The 25,432-nt window shown below is 69.9% G+C and carries 20 protein-coding genes; 10 read left to right on the forward strand and 10 right to left on the reverse strand.

The window, feature by feature from the left end:
- Positions 1–10: 10 nt before the first annotated feature.
- The 4 genes from AC6JA9_RS31070 to AC6JA9_RS31085 form a co-directional block, all read right to left on the reverse strand.
- Positions 11–922 (reverse strand): M23 family metallopeptidase, encoded by a 912-nt coding sequence (locus AC6JA9_RS31070; RefSeq protein WP_141322888.1) that lies wholly within the window; start codon positions 920–922, stop codon positions 11–13.
- A 219-nt stretch (positions 923–1,141) separates the two neighbouring features.
- On the reverse strand, positions 1,142–1,939 hold the full coding sequence (locus AC6JA9_RS31075; RefSeq protein ID WP_046715334.1) for a Stp1/IreP family PP2C-type Ser/Thr phosphatase: 798 nt from the start codon (positions 1,937–1,939) through the stop codon (positions 1,142–1,144).
- Between the two features lie 60 nt (positions 1,940–1,999).
- Positions 2,000–3,739, reverse strand: a complete 1,740-nt coding sequence (gene recN / locus AC6JA9_RS31080; protein ID WP_223745356.1) for a DNA repair protein RecN — start codon at positions 3,737–3,739, stop codon at positions 2,000–2,002.
- Positions 3,740–3,884: 145 nt separating this feature from the next.
- Positions 3,885–7,157 (reverse strand): DEAD/DEAH box helicase, encoded by a 3,273-nt coding sequence (locus tag AC6JA9_RS31085; protein WP_223745355.1) that lies wholly within the window; start codon positions 7,155–7,157, stop codon positions 3,885–3,887.
- 134 nt (positions 7,158–7,291) lie between these two features.
- Here AC6JA9_RS31085 and AC6JA9_RS31090 point away from each other — a divergent pair, with 134 nt between their 5' ends.
- The 7 genes from AC6JA9_RS31090 (at position 7,292) to AC6JA9_RS31120 (ending at position 13,169) form a co-directional block, all read left to right on the forward strand.
- The gene (locus AC6JA9_RS31090) at positions 7,292–8,278 is read left to right on the forward strand and encodes a 2-hydroxyacid dehydrogenase (protein ID WP_497958271.1); all 987 of its coding nucleotides are present in this window, start codon (positions 7,292–7,294) and stop codon (positions 8,276–8,278) included.
- Positions 8,275–8,829, forward strand: coding sequence for an adenine phosphoribosyltransferase (locus tag AC6JA9_RS31095; RefSeq protein ID WP_223781941.1), 555 nt, complete (start codon positions 8,275–8,277; stop codon positions 8,827–8,829). Before AC6JA9_RS31090 ends, AC6JA9_RS31095 begins: the two co-directional genes overlap by 4 nt.
- 104 nt (positions 8,830–8,933) lie before the next feature.
- Complete coding sequence (locus tag AC6JA9_RS31100; protein ID WP_223781940.1) at positions 8,934–9,770, forward strand: alpha/beta fold hydrolase; 837 nt, start codon at positions 8,934–8,936, stop codon at positions 9,768–9,770.
- An 82-nt stretch (positions 9,771–9,852) separates the two neighbouring features.
- Positions 9,853–10,449: a TetR/AcrR family transcriptional regulator gene (locus AC6JA9_RS31105; RefSeq protein WP_497958272.1), complete on the forward strand. Its 597-nt coding sequence runs from the start codon at positions 9,853–9,855 to the stop codon at positions 10,447–10,449.
- A 166-nt stretch (positions 10,450–10,615) separates the two neighbouring features.
- Positions 10,616–11,932 carry an MFS transporter gene (locus AC6JA9_RS31110; protein WP_497958273.1) on the forward strand — a complete coding sequence of 439 codons (1,317 nt, stop codon included), beginning with the start codon at positions 10,616–10,618 and terminating at the stop codon, positions 11,930–11,932.
- A complete protein-coding gene (gene coaD / locus AC6JA9_RS31115; RefSeq protein WP_497958274.1) occupies positions 11,929–12,426 on the forward strand; it encodes a pantetheine-phosphate adenylyltransferase in 498 nt (165 codons plus the stop codon). The genes AC6JA9_RS31110 and coaD overlap by 4 nt, the downstream gene beginning before the upstream one ends.
- Positions 12,423–13,169 carry an MBL fold metallo-hydrolase gene (locus AC6JA9_RS31120; RefSeq protein WP_223781937.1) on the forward strand — a complete coding sequence of 249 codons (747 nt, stop codon included), beginning with the start codon at positions 12,423–12,425 and terminating at the stop codon, positions 13,167–13,169. Before coaD ends, AC6JA9_RS31120 begins: the two co-directional genes overlap by 4 nt.
- A 54-nt stretch (positions 13,170–13,223) precedes the next feature.
- Here the strand turns inward: AC6JA9_RS31120 and AC6JA9_RS31125 are convergent, their stop codons facing one another.
- On the reverse strand, positions 13,224–15,119 hold the full coding sequence (locus tag AC6JA9_RS31125) for an alpha-amylase family glycosyl hydrolase (protein ID WP_223781936.1): 1,896 nt from the start codon (positions 15,117–15,119) through the stop codon (positions 13,224–13,226).
- A gap of 244 nt (positions 15,120–15,363) precedes the next feature.
- On the opposite strand from AC6JA9_RS31125, the gene AC6JA9_RS31130 reads away from it, so the two are divergent.
- Positions 15,364–16,977 carry a bifunctional metallophosphatase/5'-nucleotidase gene (locus tag AC6JA9_RS31130; protein WP_497958275.1) on the forward strand — a complete coding sequence of 538 codons (1,614 nt, stop codon included), beginning with the start codon at positions 15,364–15,366 and terminating at the stop codon, positions 16,975–16,977.
- Between the two features lie 227 nt (positions 16,978–17,204).
- Positions 17,205–18,263 (forward strand): 2-oxoglutarate and iron-dependent oxygenase domain-containing protein, encoded by a 1,059-nt coding sequence (locus AC6JA9_RS31135; RefSeq protein WP_223781934.1) that lies wholly within the window; start codon positions 17,205–17,207, stop codon positions 18,261–18,263.
- A 4-nt stretch (positions 18,264–18,267) separates the two neighbouring features.
- Here the strand turns inward: AC6JA9_RS31135 and AC6JA9_RS31140 are convergent, their stop codons facing one another.
- Positions 18,268–19,041, reverse strand: coding sequence for a YdcF family protein (locus AC6JA9_RS31140; protein ID WP_223781933.1), 774 nt, complete (start codon positions 19,039–19,041; stop codon positions 18,268–18,270).
- A gap of 10 nt (positions 19,042–19,051) precedes the next feature.
- The gene (locus AC6JA9_RS31145; RefSeq protein ID WP_223745343.1) at positions 19,052–19,897 is read right to left on the reverse strand and encodes an NAD(+)/NADH kinase; all 846 of its coding nucleotides are present in this window, start codon (positions 19,895–19,897) and stop codon (positions 19,052–19,054) included.
- Positions 19,898–20,015: 118 nt separating this feature from the next.
- Between AC6JA9_RS31145 and AC6JA9_RS31150 the strand changes: the two genes are divergently transcribed.
- Positions 20,016–21,350, forward strand: coding sequence for a replication-associated recombination protein A (locus AC6JA9_RS31150; RefSeq protein WP_426745497.1), 1,335 nt, complete (start codon positions 20,016–20,018; stop codon positions 21,348–21,350).
- A gap of 78 nt (positions 21,351–21,428) precedes the next feature.
- On the opposite strand, the gene AC6JA9_RS31155 is transcribed toward AC6JA9_RS31150, so the two are convergent.
- The 3 genes from AC6JA9_RS31155 to AC6JA9_RS31165 all read right to left on the reverse strand — a co-directional run bounded on the left by AC6JA9_RS31155 (position 21,429) and on the right by AC6JA9_RS31165 (position 25,258).
- The gene (locus AC6JA9_RS31155; RefSeq protein ID WP_141322903.1) at positions 21,429–22,889 is read right to left on the reverse strand and encodes a sigma-54-dependent transcriptional regulator; all 1,461 of its coding nucleotides are present in this window, start codon (positions 22,887–22,889) and stop codon (positions 21,429–21,431) included.
- Entirely contained in the window at positions 22,886–24,466 is a 1,581-nt protein-coding gene (locus AC6JA9_RS31160) for an ATP-binding protein (protein WP_141322904.1), read from the reverse strand. The genes AC6JA9_RS31155 and AC6JA9_RS31160 overlap by 4 nt, the downstream gene beginning before the upstream one ends.
- A gap of 168 nt (positions 24,467–24,634) precedes the next feature.
- Positions 24,635–25,258 carry a GGDEF domain-containing protein gene (locus tag AC6JA9_RS31165; protein WP_483578451.1) on the reverse strand — a complete coding sequence of 208 codons (624 nt, stop codon included), beginning with the start codon at positions 25,256–25,258 and terminating at the stop codon, positions 24,635–24,637.
- Positions 25,259–25,432: the final 174 nt, after the last annotated feature.

The raw sequence follows: 25,432 nt of genomic DNA on the forward strand, positions 1-25,432 counted from the left end.
GCGCCTCGGGCTACTCCTCGAGGATGAACTTGCGCGGGTTCTGCGGGATGCCGTTGACGCGGACCTCATAGTGCAGGTGCGGTCCGGTGGAGCGGCCCGTGTTGCCGACCGCGGCGATGAGCGCGCCGCGCTTCACCCGGTCACCGGCCTTCACCAGCATCTTCGCCAGGTGGCCGTAGCGCGTCTTGATGCCGTAGCCATGGTCCACGACGATGACGTTGCCGTAGCCACCCTCCAGGCCCGCGAACACCACCGTGCCGTCCGACGGCGCGTACACTTCCTTGCCGTGCGGGGCCGCGATGTCGAGGCCCGAGTGCATCACCCGGTCCGCCGTGTACGGGTCCACGCGCTGACCGAAGTCGCTCGTCACCCAACCGCGCGCCGGCCACACCGACGGCGTGGAGGCAAGCAGCGACTTCTGGTCCTGGAAGTACGCCTGCAGTTCCTGGAGGCTCTGCTCCTGCCGGGTGGCCTCCGCGCTCAGCTTGTCCAGCCGGCCCATCAGCAGCTTGGGCGTCTCCGTCGTCGTCAGCTGGGTGAACTGGGTGTCCGTCGTCGGCACCCGCGCTTCGGGCTCCGTGGGGCCCATCGCCAGGTTGCGCTGCGGGTCCGACAGCAGCGTCATCGCTCGCAGCTTCTGGTCGAAGCGCTCCACCCGGTCCAGCGTCGAACCGATGTGCTCGATGCGCTCACGCACCGACTTGAGCTGCGAGCGCAACGTCAGGTTCTCATCCCGGAGGATGCGGTTCTCCGAGGCGTCCGCGGCGACCTGGAAGTAGTGGATGCTCGCGCCCGCGCCCAGTCCCACGACCAACATCAGCCCCATCCCCACCTGCATGAGGAACGAGCGCTGGATGGTGTACCGCTTCACCGGCGCGTCGTGGTCCGGGATCACCATCAACGTGAAGGACTTTTTCGCCACGGGACAGCTCCCTGCTTGCGTGGGACATCCGGCGCCAGAAGCTAAGTCGCTCCCCGGCGCTCAACACCTCCCCCCACCGCCACACCCCTCCAGCTCCGTCACCTGACGGCGTCTGTCAGGATTGGAAACGTTTGGGCAGCTACCATTCAGCTTCCAAGAGTGTCAAGGTCAACAGTGACCTGACGAGGTGTTTGGCGGCCACCACTTCGTGAGTCGCCGTCAGGCGGCGACCCGCACCAGGATGACGGTGATGTTGTCGTCGCCGCCGCGCTCGTTGGCGAAGTCGATGAGGCGCTTGGGGATGTCCTCGAAGGACTTCGCCTGGGCCACCACCTCGTGGATCTCCTTGTCCTCGAGCATGTTGGCCAACCCGTCCGAACACAGCAGGAACACGTCGTTGGGCTCGGAGACGAGCCCCATGACGTCCACCTGCACCTCCTCCTCGAAGCCGACGGAGCGGGTGATGATGTTCTTGTAGCGGGAGTGCTTGGCCTCCTCCGGCGTGATCATCCCGGCCTTGATCTGCTCGTTGACCAGCGAGTGGTCCTCGGAGATCTGCTGGATGAGGTCGCCCCGGATGAGGTAGGCGCGGCTGTCTCCCACGTGCGCGAAGAAGGCATGCTCCTCGCGGACGACCAGGGAGATGACGGTGGTGCCCATGCCGGACAGGCGTGGGTCCTCCTGCGCCGCCGTGTAGATGGCCAGACACGCCTTCTCCACGGCCGTGCGCAGCGCCTCCGGAATCGGTGAGTCCTGGAGGTGAGGCACGGAGAGGAAGGGGTTGTCCTTTCCTTCCCGTGCCCGGCGCAGCTCCTTGTCGATGGTCTCGACGGCGATGCGCGACGCGGTACCACCTCCCGCGTGACCGCCCATGCCGTCCGCCACGACGTAGAGCTGGAGCTCATCGTCGATGAGGAAGCTGTCCTCGTTGTGGTTACGCTTCCGCCCGACGTCCGTCAGGCCAGCGGAAACGACTTTGAGGCGGGAGGCCGCGGTCTGCCCTGCGGTGTTGGACACACCAAGGATGCTATGTGAGACCCAAGGATGGGGCAAGGACACGGATGACCTTGCAGCGCGTCAAGCCGTCCGCCTGAGGCGTCCCCGGGGTCCTCCCTCGGGTCCGGACTCCCGGCGGGTCCTGGGCGCCCCCAGGGAACGGTGGGCCGAGCGCACCAGGGCCTCCGCCGCCCCCAGCGCCTCGCGCGTCACCTCCACGCCGGACATCATCCGGGCCAGCTCCCGCGTCCGTTCGCTGCCCGCCGCCAGGACCGTCACCTGGGAGACGGTCCGCTCGCCCTTCACCGCCTTGCGGATGAGCAGGTGCGCGTCCGCGTAGGCCGCCACCTGCGGCAGGTGGGTGATGCAGAGCACCTGACGGTGGCCGCTCACCTCCTTGATCATCCGCCCGACGACGTCGGCAATCGCGCCGCTGACGCCCGCGTCCGCCTCGTCCAGCACGTACGAGCCGCACGCGTCGCTGTCCGCCAGGGCCCGCTTCAGGGCCAGCAGCAGTCGGCTCGCCTCGCCGCCCGAGGCCACCTTCGCCAGGGGCCGGGCGGGCTCGCCGGGGTTGGCGCTGAAGAAGAACTCCACGTCGTCCAGGCCGTCCGGACGCAGCACCTCTCCAGGCGTCACGCGCACCTCGAAGGCCGCCTTGCCCATGGCCAGGTGCCCCAGGCCCTCGCGCACCTGCGCGGAGAACTCCACCGCGCTCTTCGTGCGGGCCCGCGACAGCGCCAGGGCCGCCTTGCGCGCGCGCTCCTCCACCTTGCGGCGCTCCGAGGCCAGCTCCTCCAGCACCTCCTGGCGGTTCTCCAGCGTGCCCAGCTCGGCCTCGATTTCGCCGCGCTTCTTGAGCACGCCGTCCAGCGTGGCGCCGTGCTTGCGGCACAGCCGCTTCAGGCCATCCAGCCGCTCCTCCACGTCCCGCAGGCGCGACGGGTCCGACTCCAGGCCCTCCACGTACCGGTTGAGCCGCCGCTGCGCCTCCTCCAGCTCCGACAGCGCCGTGCTCAGCGACTGCGCCACGGGCGCAAGCGTCGCGTCGCACTTCACCGCGTCGTGCACCAGCCCCAGCGCGCGGCCCACCGTCTCCAGCGCCGAGGACTCGTCGCCGGCCACCAGCAGCTCCGCCTCCGCCCCGTGGCGCTTGAGCTTCTCCGCGCTCGACAGGCGCTTGCGCTCGGCGTCCAGCCGCGTGTCCTCGCCCGCCTCCGGGTCCAGGCGCGAGATTTCGTCGAGCTGGAAGCGCAGGAACTCCGCGCGCTCGCGCACCTTCGCCTCGTCCCCGCCCAGGGCCTCCATGCGCGCGTCCACCTCCCGCAGCGCCTGGTACTCCCCGAAGTAGGTCGCCAGCGGCGCCTCCATCTCCCCGTACCTGTCCAGGAGCACCCGGTGCAGGCCGGAGTCGAAGAGGCTCACGTGCTCGTGCTGTCCGGCGAGGTCCACCGCCCCCCGCGTCAGCTTCCCGAGCACGCCCACCGTCACCAGCGCGCCGTTGACGTAGACCTTGCCCCTTCCGGTGCGCCCCAGCACCCGGCGCACCAGCACCTCGTCCCCGAGGTCCGGCAGGCCCAGCTCCTCCAGGCGTGTGCCCAGGACAGGCGTCCGCGCGAAGACGCCCTCCACGGACGCCTCCTCGCAGCCGGCGCGGATGACATCCGCGTCCGCCCGCCCTCCCAGCAGCAAGCCCAATGAATCCACGAGGATGGACTTGCCCGCACCTGTCTCACCCGTGAGGACGGTGAGGCCGGCTCCGAACGCCACCTCCACCTCCTCGATCACCGCCACGTTCGAAATCCGCAGACCCAGCAGCACGCGCGCCCTCCAATGTCCGTACGACGGCTCTGGCACTGAACACCCTAACAGGTCCCCCTGACACTGCACAGGCATTCAGCCCAACCGGACGGACGGCGGGCGGGTGAGGGCGGGGCCCGTTGGAGCCCCAACCCTTTGTTCCGACTCAGGTCTCGGTGAAGAGCTCCTGGATGTCCTGCTCGGTGAGCGTGCGGGCCATCTCGTCGCCCTCCCCACCGAGGACGCCCGCGGCGAGGTCGCGCTTGCGACGCTGCAAGGAGAGGATCTTCTCCTCCACCGTGCCGCGGGTAATCAGCTTGTAGCTGATGACCGCGCGCGTCTGGCCGATGCGGTGCGTACGGTCCGTGGCCTGGTCCTCGACGGCGGGGTTCCACCACGGGTCGAAGTGGATGACGTAGTCGGCCGCCGTGAGGTTGAGGCCGGTGCCGCCCGCCTTCAGCGAGATGAAGAACAGGGGCGGTCCGTCCGGGCGGTTGTACTCGTCCACCTTGCCCATGCGGTCCTTGGTGCGACCGTCCAGGTAGAGGTAGCGCAGACCCTTCTTGTCCGCCTCCTGCTTGAGCAGCTCCAGCATCTCCGTGAACTGGCTGAACACCAGGGCGCGGTGGCCTTCCGCCACCAGGTCCTCCACCAGCTCCAGGAAGCGCTCCACCTTCGCGCTGGGCGGCAAGAGCGTCCCGGGAGGCAGCTTGAGCAGGCGTGGATCACAACACACCTGCCGCAGGCGCATCAGCGCGGCCAGAATCGACACGCGGCTGCGCTTGAAGCCGACCTTCTCGATGCTCTCGCTGACCTTGCGTTTGCTCTCCTCCATCACCTCCCGATAGAGCGCGGCCTGGCCGGGCTCCATCTCGCACCACGCGACGCTCTCCGTCTTCGGCGGCAGGTCCTTGGCCACCTCCGTCTTCAAGCGGCGCAGGATGAAGGGCTGGATGCGGCGGCGCAGCCTGTCCCGGGCCGACGCGTCGTTGGCCACCTGGATGGGCTGCTCGTAGCGGTCTCCGAAGCTGTCCGCGCTGCCCAAGAAGCCCGGCATCAGGAAGTCGAAGATGCTCCACAGCTCCGACAGCCGGTTCTCCAGCGGCGTACCGGTGAGCGCCAGGCGCGTGTCGCTCGGCAGCGACTTGCACGCCTGCGCCGTGGCGCTGTCCGCGTTCTTGATGTTCTGCGCCTCGTCCAGGATGACGAAGCGGAAGCCCACCTGGGACAGCTGGTCCAAGTCGCGTCGCACCAGCGCGTAGGACGTGAGCACCAGGTCCATGCCCTTCAGGTCCTCGGCGCGCTCCTTGCGGTCCTGCCCGTGCCACACCATGGCCTTGAGGCCCGGCGTGAAGCGCTCCGCCTCGCGCTCCCAGTTGGCGAGCACGCTGGTGGGCGCCACCACGAGCGACGGCTTGCGGCCCTCCTCGTTGGCCATCTTCTGCAGGAGGCTGAGCGACTGGACCGTCTTTCCCAGACCCATGTCGTCCGCGAGGATGCCGGACAGGCCGTGGCGGCGCAGGAACCAGAGCCAGGACAGGCCCGCCTCCTGGTAGTGCCGCAGCGTCGCCTGCAGGCCGTCGGGCACCGCCACCTTCGGCACGCCCGCCGTCTCGCGCAGCTCCAGCATCGCCTGGCGCGCCTTCGCCTCCACCTCGGTGAACTCACCCAGGTCCGCGAGCAGGTCCAACGCCACCGCCTGATGCAACGGCAGCCGCGTGCGCGAGCGGCCCGGCATGGCGCCCGCCTCCTCCAGGAGGTCCGCCACGCGCTTCAACTCGACGGCGTCCGCCTCCGCGAAGGTGCCGTCCTTGAGCGGCACGAAGCGCCGCCCCGAGTCCAGCCACATGCGCACCGCGCCCAGGTCCACCGCCTGGTCGTCGGTGACGAACTCGGCGTCCAGGTCGAACCACTGCACGCCGCTCATGCCCACGCGGATGCGCGGCTTGAGCTTGGGACGCAGCCGCACCTTGGGCGCCTGCACGCCGAAGCGCTCCCACTCCGCCGGCAAGGACGCCAGGCCCCGCGCCCAGAACTCCAGCGCCACGTCACCCGTCGCGTCGAACGCCTGCGACTGCTGCTCGAAGCGCAGGCCCAAATCGAGCAACTGCTTGCCCGCGGCGCGCTCCAGGTCCTCGCGGCGGCGGTACAGCTTGCGGCTGTCCCCGCCCACGCCGCTGGCGTAGCCCAGGTGCGTGGCCGTGGGGGACACCGGCGCCGTGGTCTGCCCGTAGCGCGCGGCCAGCTGAACCTTCACCTTCTCCGGGTTGCCCTCGAGCGTCAGCACGAAGTGCGGCTCGACCGCCTCGTCGACCTCGATGTCGTCCGCCTTCAGCGACATGCGGAAGCGCGGCAGGTGCGCGGCGAAGAAGGTCAGCACGCGGTCCAGCTGTCCCGAGGGGAAGGACATGTTGGGCTCGAGCAGCCACTTGCGCAAAAGGCGCGGCGGGAAGTCCGGCTCCACCGGGTGGAGGTTCTGCGCCTGGATGACCCAGGTGCGCCGCCCCGACAGGATGATGACGTCCTTGAGCGAGAAGCTGCCCCCGTCCGGGAACAGCAGCTCGATGCGCGCCGTGGCGCCGTCCGGCCGGGACTCCAGCCGGATCTGCGGGCGCACGGGTGTCTCCGTGTTGATGAGCGCGGTGCCCCGGTAGATGACCCGGCGCTGGCGCAGGATGTCCATCACCTCGCTCAGGTCCTCGTCGGAGAGCACCAGGCGCGAGTCGTAGCGGTGCTCGTGGCGGGAGAGCGCCATGAAGACGCGCTCGTCGGCCGGAGACAGCCGCCCGCCCGTCTGCAGCGTGCGCTTGACGTGGATGGGGCCCTTGGTCTGCGCGTCCTGACGACGCACGTCCACCACCCACTGACGGGTACCGGCGTTCGTGTTCGCCGCCGTCAGCCGGTAGAAGAACTCGTAGTCCGGCTGCGAGGACAGGCCCAGCCAGCTCTCCACCTTGGCGAGCGCCGGCAGGTTCGCGGCGTCCACCGGAGGCGAGTCCGGCTCGATGGGGACCTCGTTGTCCACGACCTCGTTGCTGGCGCCGGACGCGGTGGCCTGTGGCTGCTGCTCCACGGGCTGGGGCGCCACCGGCTGCGGGCGAGGCGGAGGACGGAAGCGCGCGGCATAGATGAGCGCCGCGGCGACGACGTGCTTGCAGTGGGGGCCATCCGCGTTCCACGACTGACAGGTGCAGGTGGACGTGGCCTTGCCGTCCCCCAGCGCAATCACGACTTCATAGCGCTCGCCGGTGGAACCGGCGACCTGCGCGCGGATGTGGTCCCCTTCGCGCTGGAGCCCGAAGACGCGGCGCGACTCCGCCACCTCCCGGCCCTTCTTGAAGATGGTGGGTTGGACTTCGGCCTTCAGGGCCCTGAGCCACTGGGTGTCCTGAGGAGGGAGGGCGTCTCGGATGTCGGCGGTGGATTGCACGGCTGGCACAGGCCCCAGGCTCCTAGCGCCGGGGAACCCCTGCCACTAGCACAGCAAGGGGGCTCCCGCTCGCGGGAAATGTGGATGAGTCCGCCAGCGGAAGCAGCCACCGGCATCAGGCTATGAGAGCATCAACGTTCGCCATGACCCGGACCGTCCGCCCCCGTGTCTTCGTGACCCGCCAGCTCCCCGGGGAGGCCCTCGGGCGACTGGGCAGGCTCGTGGACCTCCACGTCTGGCCCCAGGAGCTGCCACCCTCCCGTGACACCCTGCTCGCCGAGGCGGCCCGCTCCCAGGGGCTCGTCACCCTGCTGACGGACCGGGTGGACGCTCGCCTGCTTGCCCAGGCCCCCAGCCTGCGGGCGGTCAGCAACGTGGCCGTCGGCTACGACAACATCGATGTACCGGCCTGTACGCAACGGCGGGTGGTGGTGGGTAACACCCCCGGCGCCCTCACGGAGACGTCCGCGGACTTCGCCTTCGCGCTGATTCTGGGCCTCGCCCGGCGCGTGGCGGAGGCGGACGCCCATGTCCGGGCGGGGCACTGGCGCACCTGGAGCCCCACCCTCCTGTTGGGGACGGATGTGTACGGCGCCACGCTGGGCATCGTCGGCCCCGGGGCCATCGGCTCGGCGGTGGCCCGGCGCGCGAGGGGCTTCGGGATGCGCATCCTCTATGTGGGCCGCGAGCCCAGGCCCGCGCTGGAGCAGGAGACGGGGGCCCGGCGGGTGGACAAGGCCACGCTGCTCTCCGAAGCGGACATCCTCACCCTGCACGTGCCGCTGACGCCCCAGACGCGGCACTGGGTGGGACGCGAGGAGTTGGCGGCGATGAAGCCCGGGGCGCTGCTCGTCAACACCGCGCGCGGCGGCGTGGTGGACCCGGACGCGCTCGTCGAGGCCCTGCGCGAGGGCCGCCTGGGCGGCGCGGCCCTGGATGTGACGGACCCCGAGCCGCTGCCCTCGGACAGTCCGCTGCTGGGCCTGCCCAACGTCCTGCTGGCGCCCCACATCGCCAGCGCCACACACGCCACCCGGGGGCGCATGGCCTCCATGGCGGTGGACAACCTGTTGGCCGCGCTGGACGGACAGCGGCCTCCTCACTGCGTCAACCCCGAGCTCTTCCCATGACCCTGCCCGCCGCGAGCCTCGCCGACACCACCCTCGTCGATGACCTGAAGGCCCGTCTGCGCGACGTGCCGGACTTCCCCAAGCCCGGCATCGTCTTCAAGGACATCACCCCCGTGCTGGCCGACCCGAGGCTGTTCGGCCGCGTCATCAACGCCATGTCCGCGCCCTTCCGGGGACAGCACATCTCCAAGGTGGTGGGCGTCGAGGCGCGGGGCTTCCTGCTGGGCGCGCCCATGGCCCTCGCGCTGGGCGCGGGCTTCGTCCCCGCGCGCAAGCCGGGCAAGCTGCCCTATCGCTCCGTCGTCGAGCGCTACTCGCTGGAGTACGGCGCGGACGGCCTGGAGATACACGAGGACGCCCTGGCCCCGGGTGAGCGCGTGCTGGTGGTGGATGACGTCCTCGCCACGGGCGGCACGGCGGAGGCCACGGGGCGGCTCGTGAAGCGGCTGGGTGGAGAGCTGGTCGGCTTCAGCTTCCTCATCCACCTGGGCTTCCTCGACGGTGGCAAACGCCTGGCGCCGACGCCCGTGACGAGCCTGCTGACGTTCTGAGGCAAGGGCCGACCCGGGCCCCCGCCCCTTCCCCGCTCGCCTGCTGCGACGCTCCATTCAGGTGTCCACCCTCTGACGAGAAGCCTCGTTCCACAGGGGGAGACATGCCCGAGGTGCGCTCCACCGGCGATGCCCGCATCCGCTTCGACGACGTCGGCGAGGGCGAGCCCACGCTGCTCTTCATCCCCGGCTGGTGCACGCGCCGGGAGGTCTTCGCGCCCCTGGTCCCCCTTTGCTCCGCGCGACACCGCATCCTCTGTGTCGACCTGCGGGGCCACGGCGACTCCGAGCAAGGCGAGGGCGACTTCGACAGCGGCACGGTGCTCGAGGACCTGAAGGCCGTGGTGGAGGCCAGCGGCGCGAAGCAGGTGGTGCCGGTGACGGTGTCCCACGCGGGCTTCTTCGGACTGGAGCTGCGCCGGGAGCTGGGCGCGGAGCGGGTTCCCCAGCTCGTCCTGCTGGACTGGATTGTCACCGAGCCGCCACCGCCCTTCCTCGCGACGCTGCGCGGCCTCATGTCGGAGCGCTGGGGACGCACGCGCGACGCGCTGTTCAAGGAGTGGACGCGCGGCGTGGAGCACGAGGACGTTCTGCGCGTCATCCACGAGGACATGCTCGAGTTCTCCGAGGAGATGTGGGCCCGCGCGGCGCGCGAAATCGCGGCGGCCTATGCCCGGGAGGGCTCGCCCCTGCGCGCGCTCGCGGGACTGAATCCGCCCACGCCCACGTTGCACCTGTACGCGCAACCGGACGCGCACGACTACCTGGAGACGCAGGTGGCCTTCGCAGTGCGGCACCCCTGGTTCCACGTCATGAAGCTCCCCGCCGTCAGCCACCTGCCCTCGCTGGAGGTGCCGGCGCTGGTGGCGACGGGAATCCAGGCCCTCGTCTCGGGGCGACACACCGCGGTCCAGACGGGGGACCTCTCCACCCCACGGTGAGCCCACTCCATCCCGAGGACGGGTTGACGACTTCCGCTCGCCTGTTTATAAGTTGGTCACACAACCAATAAACAAGGCCACCATGCCCCGTCCGTCCAACACCGAGGAGCGCCGCCAGCAGATCGTCGCCGGCCTTTTGCGCGTGATGTCCGAGCGGGGCTACGAGCGGGCCTCGGTCAACGAAATCGCGAAGGCGGCGGGGCTGAGCCCGGGGCTGGTGCACTACCACTTCAGCGACAAGCAGGAGATTCTGCTCGTCCTGGTGGAGCAGCTCGCGGCGCGGGGCCGTGCGCGGGTGGCCGCGAAGCTCGCGAAGCTCGCGCCCGAGGACACCCGGGGCCGCGTGGACGCGTTCGTGGACGCGTTCCTCTCGCTGGGGCCCGACGCGGACACGAGCGCGGTCGCGGGCTGGGTCACCATCAGCGCGGAGGCCATCCGTCAGCCCGAGGTCCGCGCGGCCTATGAGCAGGTGGTGCGCGCGGACCTGGAGCAGTTGGAGTCGCTGGTCGCGGCGAGCGTGGGCAAGCGCAAGGCGCGGGCCCTGGCGGCGGGGCTCTTCGCGGCGGTGCAGGGCTACTTCGTGCTCTCGGCGAGCGCGCCGGGCCTGGTGCCCACGGGTACGGCCGCGAACACCGTGAAGCGCATGGCCGCGGGTGTGCTGGATGGGGAGGAGGCATGAGCCCGCTCCTCCCACACTGGACCGGTGGCCGGGAACCCGGCGTTGCGCGATGCGACGACACCCATGCCACGGGGCCCACGCCCGTCGCGGCCCTCGCCCGGCGCATCGCGGCGACAGGCTGCCGCGACACGACGTCGCGCGATGCCATGTCCGCGCGGAGGCTCGCATGAGCGCCCTCCCAACCCCGCCCAGCGGGCGCGGACAACGCGAAGACACGCTCACCCCTTCGACGCTGCTCCCTGGAGCGAGCCTCGTCGCGAGCCCCGACCTGGGCACGGTGACGAAGCTCGGGCTCCTGTCGAGCCTCTACCTCTCGCAGGGCCTGCCCTTCGGCTTCTTCACCCAGGCGCTCCCGGTGCTGCTGCGCCACCAGGGCCTGTCGCTGCCCGCCATCGGCCTGTCGCACCTGCTCGCGCTCCCATGGGCGCTGAAGTTCCTGTGGGCGCCGTACATGGACCGGCACGGCTCGGCGCGCTGGGGCCTCAGGCGCGGCTACATCCTCCCGCTCCAGTGCCTGAGCGCGGGCCTGCTGCTCTCGCTCGCGCTGCCCGACACCACCGTGAGCACGCAGGTCCTGTTCGCCGCGGTGCTCGGCGTCAACCTGCTCGCGGCCACGCAGGACGTGGCGACCGATGGACTCGCGGTGACGCTGCTCTCCCCTTCCGAGCGCGGCTGGGGCAACGGCGTGCAGGTGGCCGCCTACCGCGTGGGCATGATCCTGGGCGGCGGCGTGATGCTCGCGGTCTTCGATGCCGCGGGCTGGCGCCCCACCCTCGTGGCCCTCGGCCTCATGCTGCTCGTCGCCACCATCCCCGTGGCCCTCTACCGCGAGCCTCCCTCCGAGCCCCCGCCCCGCGTGAGCCTGGGCCTCGGCTGGTGGGTGCGCCGCCCGGGCGCCGGGACGTGGCTCGCCCTGCTCGTCGTCTACAAGGCCGGTGAAGCACTCGCCACGGGCATGCTGCGCACCTTCCTCGTGGACCGGGGCCTGACGCTCACGGACATCGCGTGGTTGCTCGGAATCGTGGGCTTCACCGCGGGCCTGGTGGGCGCGCTCCTCGGCGGCAGCCTCGTGGTGAAGCTCGGACGCAAGCGGGCCCTGCTCTTGTTCGGCGTCATCCAGGCCACCGCCGTGCTCCTGTACGCGCTCGTCTCCAGCGGCACCGTGTCGGGCCTGCCCTGGCTCACCGCCGTCTGCGCCGTGGAGCACGTGGCCAGCGGCATGGCCACCGCCGCCGTCTTCACCGCGATGATGGACGTCTGCCGTCCCGACCACGCCGCCACCGACTACACCGTGCAGGCCTCGCTCGTCGTGCTCGCCACCGGCGCCGCTGCGGCCCTCAGCGGCTTCAGCGCACAGGCCCTCGGCTACACGAGCCACTTCCTCCTGGCCGCGGCCCTCTGCGTCGCGGGCACCCTCTTCGTCACCATCGCCTTCCCGAAGTCACAAGCGCTCACGCCCGGAACACCCGAGGTGTCGCCATGACCATCGCCGTCTACGCAGGCAGCTTCGACCCCGTCACCGCCGGGCACCTGTCCGTCGTCCGCCAGGCCGCGCGACTGTTCGGCCACGTCGTCGTCATCGTCGCCATCAACCCCGCGAAGAACACGCTCCTGTCCCCCGACGAGCGCGTCGCCCTGGTGCGAGAGGCCGTGGCCCCCCACCCCAACGTCACCGTGGCGTGGACCGAAGGGCTCATCGTCGACTACGCGCGGGCCATCGGCGCCAGCGTCCTGCTCCGCGGCGTCCGGGGCGCGACCGACGCCCAGTTCGAGACGGAGCTCGCGCACAACAACCGCGTGCTCGCGCCCGAGCTCGCCACCCTCTTCCTCCCCGCGGAAGCACACCTCGCCGAGGTGAGCAGCAGCGGCCTCAAGGCGCGCATCCTCCGGGGCGAGGACGTTTCCGACTTCTGTCCTCCCGCCGTCGCGGCGAAGCTGCGCGAGCGTCTCCACCCGTCCCACCGGAGCCAGCCATGAGCATGACTTTCATCCCCCTGGGTGTCGGTGACGCCTTCTCCGCGCTCCACTACTCCTCGTGCCTGGCCGTGGAGGTCGAGGACCAGGTCCTCCTCATCGACTGTCCCCACCCCATCCGGAAGATGATGCGCGAGGCGTCACTGACGTCCGGCGTCCCGCTGGACGTGGACCGCGTCAGCGCCGTGGCCCTCACCCACCTGCACGCGGACCACTCCTCGGGCCTGGAGGGCCTGGGCTACTTCTCCTTCTTCATCCTGCGAAAGAAGCTGGAGCTGCTCGCGCACCCGGACGTCGCCGAGCGCCTGTGGGAAGGCCACCTGGCCGCGGGCATGGAGTGCCTCATCGAGAAGCGCGGAGAAGCCCCCAACCCCAAGCACTTCGAGGACTACTTCGAGCACACGCCCCTCTCCACCGAGTCGGCCGTGCGCCACGGGCCCTTCCTCATCGAGGCGCGGATGACGTACCACCACGTGCCCACCACCGCGCTGCGCATCCACGCGGGCGGGCGGTGCCTGGGCTACAGCGCGGACACCGCCTTCGACGAGGGCCTCATCGACTGGCTGTCCCGCGCGGACCTCGTCATCCACGAGACGAACTACGGCGTGCACACGCCCTACGAGAAGCTCGCCGCGCTGCCGGAGGGACTGCGCGCCCGCATGCGCCTCATCCACTACCCCGACGACTTCGACACGGCCGCGAGCGTCATCGAGCCGCTCCAGCAGGGCCGCCGCTACACCGTGTGAGGAGCTTCCAGGCGCCCCAAGTGACTCCGGGCGCCCGGATGCGTCCTCCACGCGCTACTGCGAGAAGATGAGCAGCGAGTAGGGCCCGATGGCGAAGGACGCGTTGTTGCCCATGCCGTCCTTGCCGCCACTGTATGCCGTGGTGTTCGCCGACGGGGTGTTGCCGAAGTCACCCGAGTACCCGTTCCAGTCGCTGTTGAAGCGCAGGTGCCAGGTGCCGGTGCGCGGGAAGCCGATGTTGTAGCTGTTGAACGTGGTGCTGCTGAAGTTGGCCACGACGATGACGTCGTCGCCCGGGCCACCGTTCTCCCACCGGTGGTAGGCAATCACCTTGTTCGTGTTGTTGATGTGGTGGACGTTGAGGCCACCCCCGCGCAGGCCGCGCGTGTTGTTGTTCCAGTTGCGGCGCAGGCGGATGAGGTCGCGGTAGAGGTTGTGGATGCCACCGAAGTCGGTGAGCTTCTGCCAGTCCACCGGGTCCTGGTCGGAGAAGAAACCGTTCTCCAGAATCTCCTGCCCCTGGAAGATCATCGGGATGCCCGGCGACGTCATGGTGATGCCCGCGGCCAGCGTGGAGCGCTTCTTCGACGCCCAGCTCCCCGCGTTGCCCGGCCAGATCTCCTCCGGCACGCGGCTGTGGCCGTTGGCCACCTCGTCGTGGCTCTCCGAGTAGATGATGCGCGCGTGCGTCCGGCCACTGAAGCTCTGGCCAATCGCGGCCGCCACCGCGCCCATGTTCCGGTTGGCGTCGTTCTGCTCGATGACCGCCGCGCGGATGGGGTGCACGAACTCCGCGGACCACTGCGCGTCGAACCCCGCGCCTCCCGCGAAGTCGCCACTCGCGTTGTCGGTGATGGAGTTGCCGCCACCGAAGTCCTCGGCGATGGAGATCTTGTAGCCGTTGCGCGTGTTGATTTCGTTGTTGATGGAGCGGAACACCTGCCACGCCGACGGGATGTCACCCGTGCCATCAATCGTGCGCATGTACTTGGTGGCGTCCCAGCGCAGGCCATCGCCCCGGAAGTTGTCGAGCAGATTCATCATCGAGTCGCGGATGTAGGCGCGCACCTCGGCACGGCCGTAGTCCGGGCGGGTGTTGCCCCACGGCGTCACCTTGCGACCGTCATCGAAGAAGTACTCGCCGCCGTTGTTCAGGCAGTTGCCGCTGAAGCACCACATGGGCAAATCACTCGGCCCCCAGTGGTTGTGCACCACGTCGAAGATGACGCCGATGCCGCGCATGTGCGCCTCGTCCACGAAGCGCTTCATGTCGTTGGGCGAGCCGTAGGCGCTCTCCGGCGCGAACGGGAAGGCCACGTTGTAGCCCCAGGAGAAGTCGCCGGCGAACTCGTACGCCGGCATCACCTTCACCATGTTGATGCCCAGGTCCTGCAGGTAGCCGAGCTTCGCGATGGCGCTGTTCCAGTTGCCCGGCCCCCAGCCCGGCGAGTCGTGGAAGGTGCCCACGTGCATCTCGTAGATGACCATCTCGTTGAAGCCCGGCGTGCTGAACTGCTGCGCGTTCCACCAGTACTCGCCGTGGTCGTAGATGATGCTCGCGCCCGTGGAGTTCTCCTGCCACGCCGCCCGAGGGTCCGCGCGCCACGCGTCGCTACCCCAGGCGTTGCGCGTGACGAACTTGTACTTCTGGCCCTTCACCGCGCCCGCCACGTCGCCAGAGAAGTTGCCGTTGCCCTCGCCGCCCAGCTCAATCCAGCCCCAGCCGCTGAAGTCGCCCGCGACGAAGACCTTCTGCGCCAGCGGCGCCCACGTCCGGAACGTCACGCCCCCCGAGTAGATGGTGGCGCCCATGCCCGGTCGCCCCGAGGGGCCGAGCCGCTGAACGACCTCCGCTGTCTCCTCACCGGAGCGCTGTTGATTCTCGAGCGCGCTCTCGCCGCAGCCCAACAAGCCGGCCAACAGCAGCGCGCTCCATGTGTTGTGTCGCATGGTGACGACCTCCCTAGGGTTGTTCAGGGCGGGTCCTAGCAATCGCAGTGAAGTACGGGCAAACCGGCTTCATCAGATTTCTGTAACTTTCACCCATGACACACTGCGGCGGTTTTCCTGGCTGTCCTGGGATGGTGGTGACTCAGGGGCCTGAGGTGAAGGCGGGTGTGCTCGCGTTCGTCGCGTGAGTGCGCTACTCCGGCGAGCCCGGCGCCGTGCGGGCGCCCCTGGAGAACGACTCGCGATGACGACGACGACAGCGCTGGCCCGACGTGGGGCCCTGCTCCTGCCGCTCGCGCTGCTGCTGACGCTGGCCCCGGGCCTCGGCCAGGGCGCGGCGCCCGCGGGCACCACGCGCCTGACGTTGCTCCACCTGGCGGACGTGTACCAGGTGCAGCCCCAGCAGGAGCACGGGGGCCGGGGGGGCCTGGCGCGGGTGGCCACGCTGCGCAAGCGGGTGCTGAGCGAGTCGCCTGCCCCGCACGTGCTGACGCTCCTGGGCGGCGACACGCTGTCCCCGTCGGTGGAGTCGTTGCTGGAGGTGGACGGCAAGGCGCTCAAGGGCCAGCACATGGTGGACGCGTGGAACGCGCTCGGGCTGGACGCGGCGGTGCTGGGCAACCACGAGTTCGACTTCGGTGACGACGTGCTGAAGGAGCGCATCCGCCAGTCGCGCTTCACCTGGCTGGGCGCCAACGTCGTCGACGGGAAGACGGGCGCGCTGTTCGAGGGCGTCAAGGCGTACGAGGTGCGGGAGCTGGGTGGCGTGCGCGTGGGCCTGTTCGGCGTGGTGCTGCCGGAGACGAAGACTTCGACGAAGGCGGGGCCCGACACGCTGTTCACCGACTTCTGCCAGGCGGCGCGGGAGGCGGTGGCGAAGCTGCGCGAGGACGGGGCGCAGGTGGTGGTGGGCCTGACGCACCTGGAGCTGGCGCAGGACCGGCAGCTGGCGAGGTGCGTGAAGGTCGACGCCCTCCTGGGCGGGCATGACCACGTGGGCGCGAATGACCGCACCACCGGCACGCCCATCTTCAAGGTGCCCGCGGACGCGCTGGAGCTGGGCCGGCTCACGCTGGACGTGGACACGGCCACGGGCAAGGTGCGCAAGGTGTCCTGGGCGCGGCTGCCCGTCACGAAGAAGGTGCCCGAGGACGCGGAGTTCAACGCGGCCATGAAGCCCTATGAGGCGCTGTTCGCCAGGCTCGCGGAGCCGGTGGGCAGGACGCCCGTGGCGCTCGACGCCCGCGGCACGCAGGTGCGCTCGCGCGAGACGAACCTGGGCTCGCTCGTCGCGGACATCTTCCGCGAGGCGGCCGGCGCCGAGGTGGCCTTCGTCAACGGGGGCGCGCTGCGCGCCGACACCATCCTCCCCGCCGGCACGCTCACGCGCAGGGACCTGCACGCGCTGATGCCCTACACCGACGAGCTGGTGGTGGTGGAGATTCCCGGCGCCACGCTGCGCGCCGCGCTGGAGAACGGCGTCAGCCTGAGCCGCGAGGACGCGCGCCCCGGCCGCTTCCTCCAGGTCTCCGGCATGCGCTTCACCTTCGACGCACGCAAGCCGCCGGGCTCGCGCGTCGTCGACGTGAAGGTGAACGGCAAGCCGCTCGACGACGCGGCCACGTACCGGCTCGCCACGCTGAGCTTCCTCACCAGCGGCAAGGACGGCTACGACATGCTCAAGGGGCTGCCCTCCACGCCCGCGATGAAGGACGGGCGCACGCCGCTGGACCTGCTCGCGCAGGCGCTGCACTCGGGCAAGCCCGCGCCGCGCGCGAAGGCCGAGGGCCGCATCATCCGGCTGGATGGCGCGACGCTCTCACGCGATGCGCGCCGCCCCGCGCCTCCCCTGAAATAAACCCTGGGCGGAATTCGCGCGCCCACACATCCACTTCCCGACAATCTGACCGCCCGAAACCTGGGTGGATTTGGCCCCGTGTCTGGCGATGAACGCGAGGGATTGCTCCACTCGCGCGCCGGCGGAGCGCCCCCGCCGCATCTTCCGACTCGGCCAGCTTGTTTCCGGGAGCGCCCCCAGCCCACCCCCACCCGGGAGCGCCCATGGCCGAGTTGGAGACATTCCGTTTGCCGCACGTCGTGAGTGGAAGTGAAACCGATGTCGCGCTCGGGCTCGCGATGATTCGCGCCTGGCGACGCGACGGCATCTTCCAGATTCGCATGAGCCCCGCGCAGGCGGACAAGGCCCGTGACGCCTTCGAGCTGAGCCGGCGCTTCTTCCGTCAGCCGCTGGAGGAGAAGCAGCGCTGCGTGAGTGACTCGACGTACTCGGGCTACGTCGCCTCCGGCGAGGAGCTGACCGCAGGCGAGGCCGACTACTCGGAGGTCTTCACCGTCTGCAAGGACGTGCCCCTCACCGACGCGCGCGTGCACTCCGGCTGGCCCTGCCATGGCCCGGCGCCCTGGCCGGACGAGGCCTATCGGCTGGGCATGACGGCGCACACCGAGGAGCTCGGCTCCGCGGGCGAGCGGCTCCTGCGGCTCACCGCGCTGGGACTGGGCCTGGACATCGACGCGCTCACCGCGCTGACGAAGGACGGCTGGCATCACATGCGCGTGCTGCGCTTTCCCGCACGCTCTCCCGCAACGACGCGAGGCATCGGCGCGCACACGGACTACGGCATGCTCGTCATCGCCGCGCAGGACGACGTGGGCGGCCTGTGGGTCCGCCCGCCCGTCGAGGGCGAGCCGCGCAAGCGCAACTGGCTGCAGGGCGAGAGCTCCGCGGGCATGTACGAGCACGACGAGCCGTGGACCTTCGTGAAGCCCGTCCCCGACGTGCTGACGGTTTTCCCCGGAGACATCCTGCAGTTCCTCACGCGGGGCTATCTGCTGTCGACGCCGCACAAGGTGGTGCTCGCCTCACGCGAGCGCTTCGCGATGGCGTACTTCCACGAGCCCCACTTCGAGGCCTGCGTCCGCCCGCTGAAGGACCCCACGCGCGACGAGTTCATCCACTACGGCACGCACTTCACGCACATGTTCATGCGCTGCTACCCGGACCGCGTCACCACCCAGCGCATCCTCGACGAGGACCGGCTGACGACGCTCGCGTGGCTGCGGGAGGAGGCCGTCCAGCGCACCGCCCCCGTGGAAGAGGTGCCTCGACGACTCGCCGCGGGCTGACACGTCAGGGCGAAGTCCAACCCCGGAGCCGGTAGACGACGCGCCCCGCGAGCTCCCGGAGCACGTCCGTGCTCTGCGACAGCGCTCCGGCGCGGGGCAGCCACCCGAGCCGGCCCATGCGGAAGGCCGGCATCCTCGCGTCCACCGGCAGCGTGTCCGGGCGCAGGCCCACCGCGGCGAAGCACCCCTGCGCCCGGGGCATGTGGGCTGCGCTCGTCACCAGCAGCAGCCGCTTCCAGCCGCGCTCCTGGATGATGCGCGCGGACTCCACCGCGTTCTCGCGCGTGTTGCGGCTCTGGCCCTCGGTGACGATGCGCTCGGCGGGGATGCCCCAGTCCTGGAGCATGCGCGAGAGCACGTCCGCCTCCACCACCGCCGTGGGGCGCGGGTCCAGCGAGCCGCCGGAGATGAGCACGAAGCGGGCGTGTCCCTCGCGCATCAAGTCATAGCCCCGGAGGATGCGCTCCGGCGCGGCGTTGAACTCGAGCCGCCCCGAGCGCTCCATCGCGGAGGGGTCCAGTCCTCCACCCAGGACGATGACGGCGTCGTAGGGCTCGCCGGGCTGGAACGTGTCGTGGGCCCCCTCCTCCACCTGGTACGTCAAGAGCGTGGACATCGCCTCGGTGGAGAAGACGTAGAGCACCCCGACCCCCGCGACGAGGAGCCCTCGGGCGAGCGCGGGGCGCAGCCGGGGCAGCCGGCTCACGAGGATGAGCAGCAGCGCCCAGGTGAGCGGCGCCAGGAACAGGTCCAGCACCTTCGAGAGGAACAGGAACACGGAGCGTCCGTCAGCGCTCGCCCCAGTGGAGCTTCTGCCGGAGGATGGAGAAGTAGGCCACGCGCGGGTTGCGCACCAGGTTGACCCGGTTGGCCGAGCGCACCACCTCGATGCAGTCACCGCCCTGCAGGCCGTGGCCCGTCTGTCCGTCCAGCGTCAGGTACGTGTCGGCCGTCTCGCTGCGCAGGGTGATGCGGATGGTGCGGTCGGCGGGCACGACGATGGAGCGCTGGGTGAGCGCGTGCGAGCAGATGGGCGAGAGCACCGTGCAGTCCACGGACGGATGGACGATGGGGCCGCCGGCGGACAGCGAGTACGCGGTGGAGCCCGTGGGCGTGGCGAGGATGACGCCGTCCGCCTTGTACGTGGTGATGGGCACGCCATCGATGGAGGTCTCGTGGTCGGCGATGCGCGCCAGCGCGCCCTTGTTGATGACCACGTCGTTGAGGATTTCGTCCTCGATGAGCACGCGTCCGCCGCGAATCAGCCGGCAGGTGAGCTTCATGCGGGAGTCCACCTGGAAGCGGCCCGCGAGCACTTCCTCCAGCGTGGTGAACAGCTCCTCGACGGGGACCTCCGTCATGAAGCCCAGGCTGCCCAGGTTGACGCCGAGGATGGGCACCCCGCGTCCGCCGAGCAGCCGCGCCGCGTAGATGAGGGTGCCGTCCCCGCCGAGCACCACCGTGAGGTCCGCGCGCGCCGCCAGCTCGCGGTCCTCCACCCGGGGCCAGCCCAGCTCGTGGGCCAGCGAGCGGTCTCCCAGGATGGTGAGGTGCGGGTAGGTCTCGCGGATGCGGGACGCCAGGGCCACCGCCTCGGGGTTGTCCTTCTTCGCGACGATGACGAGGGTCTGCACGCAGCCTGCTTCATAATCCAGCCAGGCGCCCGGGCGCTCCCCTGAATTGTCGAAGGTCCCGCCCACCGGACAGACGCCCCGGCGTGCCCGCCTCCGGGGCGCTAGCTTTGAGGGGTCCATGGACCTCTTCGAACACGCGGGACAGAAGGAGCAGGCCCGCCGGGCGCCCCTCGCCGAGCGCATGCGGCCGCGCGCCCTGGATGAGTTCGTCGGTCAGGAGCACCTCACGGGCGAGGGCCGGTTCCTGCGGCGGGCGCTGGAGGCGGACCAGGTCCCGAGCCTCATCCTCTGGGGCCCTCCCGGCACGGGCAAGACGACGCTCGCCTGGCTGGTGGCGCGCTCGACGGGCGCCGCGTTCGATTCGGTGTCGGCGGTGCTCGCGGGGGTGAAGGACATCCGCGAGACGGTGGCGCGGGCGCAGGAGCGCTGGAACCTGCATCGCCAGCGGACGTTCCTGTTCATCGACGAAATCCACCGCTTCAACAAGGCGCAGCAGGACGCGCTGCTGCCCCACGTGGAGAAGGGCACGGTGACGCTCATCGGCGCCACGACGGAGAACCCCTCGTTCGAGGTGAACGCGGCGCTGCTGTCTCGCTGTCGGGTCGTCACGCTGCGCGGGTTGGAGGACGAGGAGCTGGTGGCGCTCCTGCGTCGAGCGCTCTTGGACACGCGCGGGTTGGGAGGACGGGTGACGGCGGACGACGACGCGCTGGAGTTCCTGGCGGCGTCGGCGGGCGGGGATGCGCGCAAGGCGCTGACGGGGCTGGAGGTGGCCGCGGCGCATGCGGGGGCACACGTGGACCGCAAGGCCGCGGAGGAGGCGCTCCAGCAGAAGACGCTGCTGTACGACAAGGGCGGCGAGGAGCACTACAACGTCATCAGCGCCTTCATCAAATCGATGCGCGGCAGTGACGTGGATGGGGCGCTGTACTGGATGGCGCGGATGCTGGAGGCGGGCGAGGACCCCATCTTCCTGTTCCGGCGCATGGTCATCTTCGCGTCGGAGGACATCGGCAACGCGGACCCGCGCGCGCTGAGCGTGGCGGTGGACGCGCTGAGGGCGTTCCAGTTGGTGGGCCTGCCGGAGGGCACGCTGCCGCTCACGCAGGCCGTCACGTACCTGGCGCTGGCGCCCAAGTCGAACGCGGTGCTGACGGCGTACACGTCCGCGCGCGAGGCCGTGACGAAGGAGGGCGCGCTGCCCGTGCCGATGCACCTGCGCAACGCGCCCACGAAGCTGATGAAGTCGCTGGGCTACGGCGGCGGCTACAAGTACCCGCACAACTTCGAGGGCAACTACGTCCCCGAGGACTACCTGCCCGACGAGCTGCGCTCACGGAGCTTCTACACGCCGACTCGCAACGGCGAGGAGGCGCGACTGGCGGAGCGGTACGAGGACATCCAGCGCCAGCTCGCGGAGAGGACACGCGAACCGGGCGAAGACGAAGGGTGAGGCCTCTCGTAACGAACAGGCGCCGGTGAGGGAGTCCCTCACCAGCGCCAGGAGTTCATCCAGTTCGTCCCGTCGCGACTACGACGCGGCCTCGAGCGGCTCAGCGCCCTCGTCGTCCTTGAGGACGCGCGGCTTCATGGAGCGGCCCGCCACCTCGTACTGCTTGAGCAGCCGGCGGAAGTTGGAGCGGTCCACGCCCGCGGCGCGCGCCGCGCTGGAGACGTTCTGGTTGTTCTTCTCCAGGAGCGCCGACAGGTAGCGCCGCTCGAACGCCCGCATCGCCAGGCGCTTGGCCTGCGCGTACGGCAGGTGCGCCAGGCTGAACACCTCCACCGCCGAGTCGGCCTGAGGCGCCGACTGGAAGCCGGGCGGCAAATCCTCCACGTCGATGACGTCATTGCCCGTCAGCACCACCGCGCGCTCGATGACGTTCTCCAGCTCGCGCACGTTGCCCGTCCAACGGTTGCAGGTCAGGGCCTCCATCGCGCGCGGGGAGATGCCCGTCACCTTCTTGTCCGCCTTGGACGCGTACAGCTTCAGGAAGTGGTGCGCCAGCAGCGGCACGTCCTGCGGACGGTCCCGCAGCGGCGGCAGGTCGATGGTGATGACGTTGAGCCGGTAGAACAGGTCCTCGCGGAACTTGCCCTGCTCCTTCGCCCGCGACAGGTCCACGTGCGTGGCCGCGATGACGCGCACGTCCACCTTCACCGGCTCGTTGGCGCCCACCCGCTTGACCTCGCCCTCCTGGAGGACGCGGAGCAGACGCACCTGGGTCGCCGGCGGCACGTCGCCAATCTCGTCCAGGAAGATGGTGCCGCCGTCGGCCGCCTCGAACAGGCCCTTCTTGTTGCCCGTGGCGCCCGTGAAGCTGCCCTTCACGTGGCCGAACAGCTCGCTCTCCAGCAGCGTCTCCGTCAGCGCCGAGCAGTTGACGGCGACGAACGGCTTGTCCTTGCGCGAGCTGCGGTAGTGGATGGCGCGCGCCACCAGCTCCTTGCCCGTGCCGCTCTCACCCTGGATGAGCACCGTGGCCGTGGAGTGGCTCACCGTCTCCACCAGCTTGAACACCGAGCGCATCTGCGGCGACTGGCCGATGAGGTCCTCGAACTGGCTGCGCACGGTGAGCGCCTCTTCCAGCGCGCGGGTGCGGTCCTTGAGCGCCTTGCGCTCGGCCGCCTTGGCCACCGTGAGGCTCACCTCGTCGATGTTCTCGAACGGCTTGGTGAGGTAGTCGTACGCGCCCGCCTTCACCGCCTCCACCGCCGTCTCCACGGTGGCGAAGGCCGTCATCATGATGACCTCCACGTCCGGACGCTCGGCCTTGATGCCGCGGAGCAGGTCCATGCCGGACAGGTTCGGCATCTTGATGTCCAGGACGACGACGTCGATGGTCGGGTCCTTGGCCGCCGTCAGACCTTCCACCGCGTCATCAATGGCCACCACCGGGTGGCCCTCGCGCTGGAGAATCTGCGTCACGGCCTTGAGGACGACCGAATCGTCATCCACGACGAGGACTTTGGCGCGCTTGACTTGGTTCACGGCAACCTCTCGAGCTGCAGGGGAATGGGCAGGAAGACGGTGAAACGGGAGCCGGCGCCCACCTGGGTGTCGACGTGGAAGCTGCCCCCGTGGTCCTGGACGATGCGGTACGCGATGGACAGGCCCAGCCCGGTGCCTTCACCGGGGGGTTTGGTGGTGAAGGAGGGCTCGAAGATGCGCGGCAGGTGCTTCTCCTCGATGCCGCACCCCGTGTCGGTCACCGCGAAGAAGCAGCGGTCACCCTCACGGCCCGTCTCCAGCTTGAGCTGGCCTACACGCTCTGGAAGCGCCTGCAGGCCGTTCTGCAGCAGGTTCAACACCACCTGCGCGAGCGTGCCCGGGTCGCCATAAACCTTCGGAAGCCCGTCCTTCAAATCGAGCGACAGCTCCGCGCGCGGCGTCGTCTTCAGCTGCGCCCGGAAGAGCACCGCCGCGTCCTCCACGCACCGCGACAAGTCGAACAGCCGCCGGTCCTCCACGCGGCTGTGCCGGCTGAACTTCAGCAGGCTCTCGACGATGCGCTTGCACCGCAGCGCGCTCTCTTCAATCAGCCCCAGGGACTCCAGGTCCGCGTCGCTGCGGCCCGCGTCGCGGGACATGAGCTGGGCGAAGGCCAGGATGCCCCCCAGCGGATTGTTGATTTCATGCGCCACGCCCCCCGCCAGCTGCCCCACCGCCGCCATCTTCTCCGTCTCGATGAGCCGGCGCGTCATCGCCTGCTCCTCGGTGACGTCGCGATAGGTGCACACCACCCGCTCGTCCCCCGCCATGGGGTAGGCGGCCACCACGTACGTCCTGCCCCCCTGCTGCACCTCTCCGCGCGCGCCCTTGCCGCTCTCCATCGCCGCCGGCAGCGGGCAGCCCGTGCACGGCTCGTTGCGACCGAAGAGATACCGGTAGCAGGCCATGTCGGACGGAATCTGCTCGATGGAGCGCCCCGCCACGTGCGCGTACGCCAGGTTCGCCCGCCGCACCGCGAAGTCGCGCCCGCGCACCACGCACAGCGGCGTCTCCATGCAGTCGAACGACAGCTCCCACTCGCGCTTGGCCTGGCTGAGCATCCGCGTGCGCTGGGCGACGCGCTCCTCCAGGTCCGCGTTGAGCAGCTTCAGCTCCGCGTTCTGCGCCGTCGTCACCCGGTACAGCCGCTCGTTCTCCGCCTGCAGCGCGTACTGCTCGAACGCGCTCTTGACCGTCAGCACCAGGTGGCTGTCGTTCCAGGGCTTGGAGATGAAGCGGAAGATCTCCGAGCGATTGATGGCCTCTTCGATGGCCTGCTGGTCCGCCTGGCCGGTGAGCATGATGCGCTGGGCGCGCGGCTCCTGCTGCTTCACCCGGGTGAGGAACTCCACCCCGTTCATGCCCGGCATCCGGAAGTCGGAGATGACGACCTCGGGGCGGAACGCCTCCACCGTGCGCAGCGCCTGCTCCGCGTCCGTCGCCGTCTCGATGTCCCAGTCCCCCCGGCGCAGCACCCGCCGGATGGACTTGAGGATGTTCTCCTCGTCGTCCACGAGCAGCAGCCGCCCGCGCGGCGCTGCTTCCGTCTGAGTGATCTGTGCGGCGAGGGGGCCCATGGGATTCTTTCCGTCCCATGACATTTGCAATGTGTCTGCCAGCCGGTGGGGCGTCGCAAACCCATGGAATCACGGGATGATTCGACTCCCCGACAATCGAGGAGCGGGGTCATCCTAGACTCCCCCCATCCTTATGGGTCAAGACCACCCCAGGGTCTTTGACCCAGGTCACTCGCCCTGCGAGGGATTGGGCGGCAACAGGGGCATTTGAGAGTGGAGACAGACCCTGTCCCTGCCCTCCGCCTTGGCCCGGTAGAGGGCCTCGTCGGCGGTGAGCAGCAGCTGCTCGGGGCTGAGGACGGTGCGGTGGGGGAAGCTGGAGAGGCCCAGCGATGCCGTCACCCGGAGCGAGCCCTGGGGCCCTACCTGCAAGGTCGCCAAATCCTTGCGCACACGCTCCGCCACGGTGAGCGCGCCCGTCAGGTGGGTCCGGGGCAACAGGACGGCGAACTCCTCGCCTCCGTAGCGGGCCACCAGGTCCGTCTCCCGCACGCTCTGCTGGAGGGCCGCCGCCACCTCTCTCAGGACGCCGTCCCCCGTGGTGTGGCCGTGCCTGTCGTTGACCTGCTTGAAGTGGTCCAGGTCCATGAGGATGAGCGACAGCGGGTCGTCGTAGCGCTGGGCCCGGCGGAACTCCTCGCGCAGCCGCTCCTGGAAGTGGCGGTGGTTGTGGACCCCGGTCAGCCCGTCCGTCGAGGACAGCCGCTGCAGCTCACCCACCTGGTTGGATAGCTGCGAAAATCGGGCGTGGACCGTCAGGCACCGGGCCACCCGCGCCCGTAATTCTTCCACGTCCCATGGGTCGAACATGACCTCAGCGCCGCGGGTGAGCGCCTCCAGCCAAGACTCGCGAGGTTCCCGGGGGGTCAGAACCATCACCGGAGGACCTGGCGGGCCCTCCTGGCCCAGCAGCTTGTCGAGCCAGTCACCGGTGACCTGTCTTCCGCCCACCCACACCACCAGGTC

The sequence above is a fragment of the Myxococcus sp. MH1 genome (genome assembly GCF_059738865.1).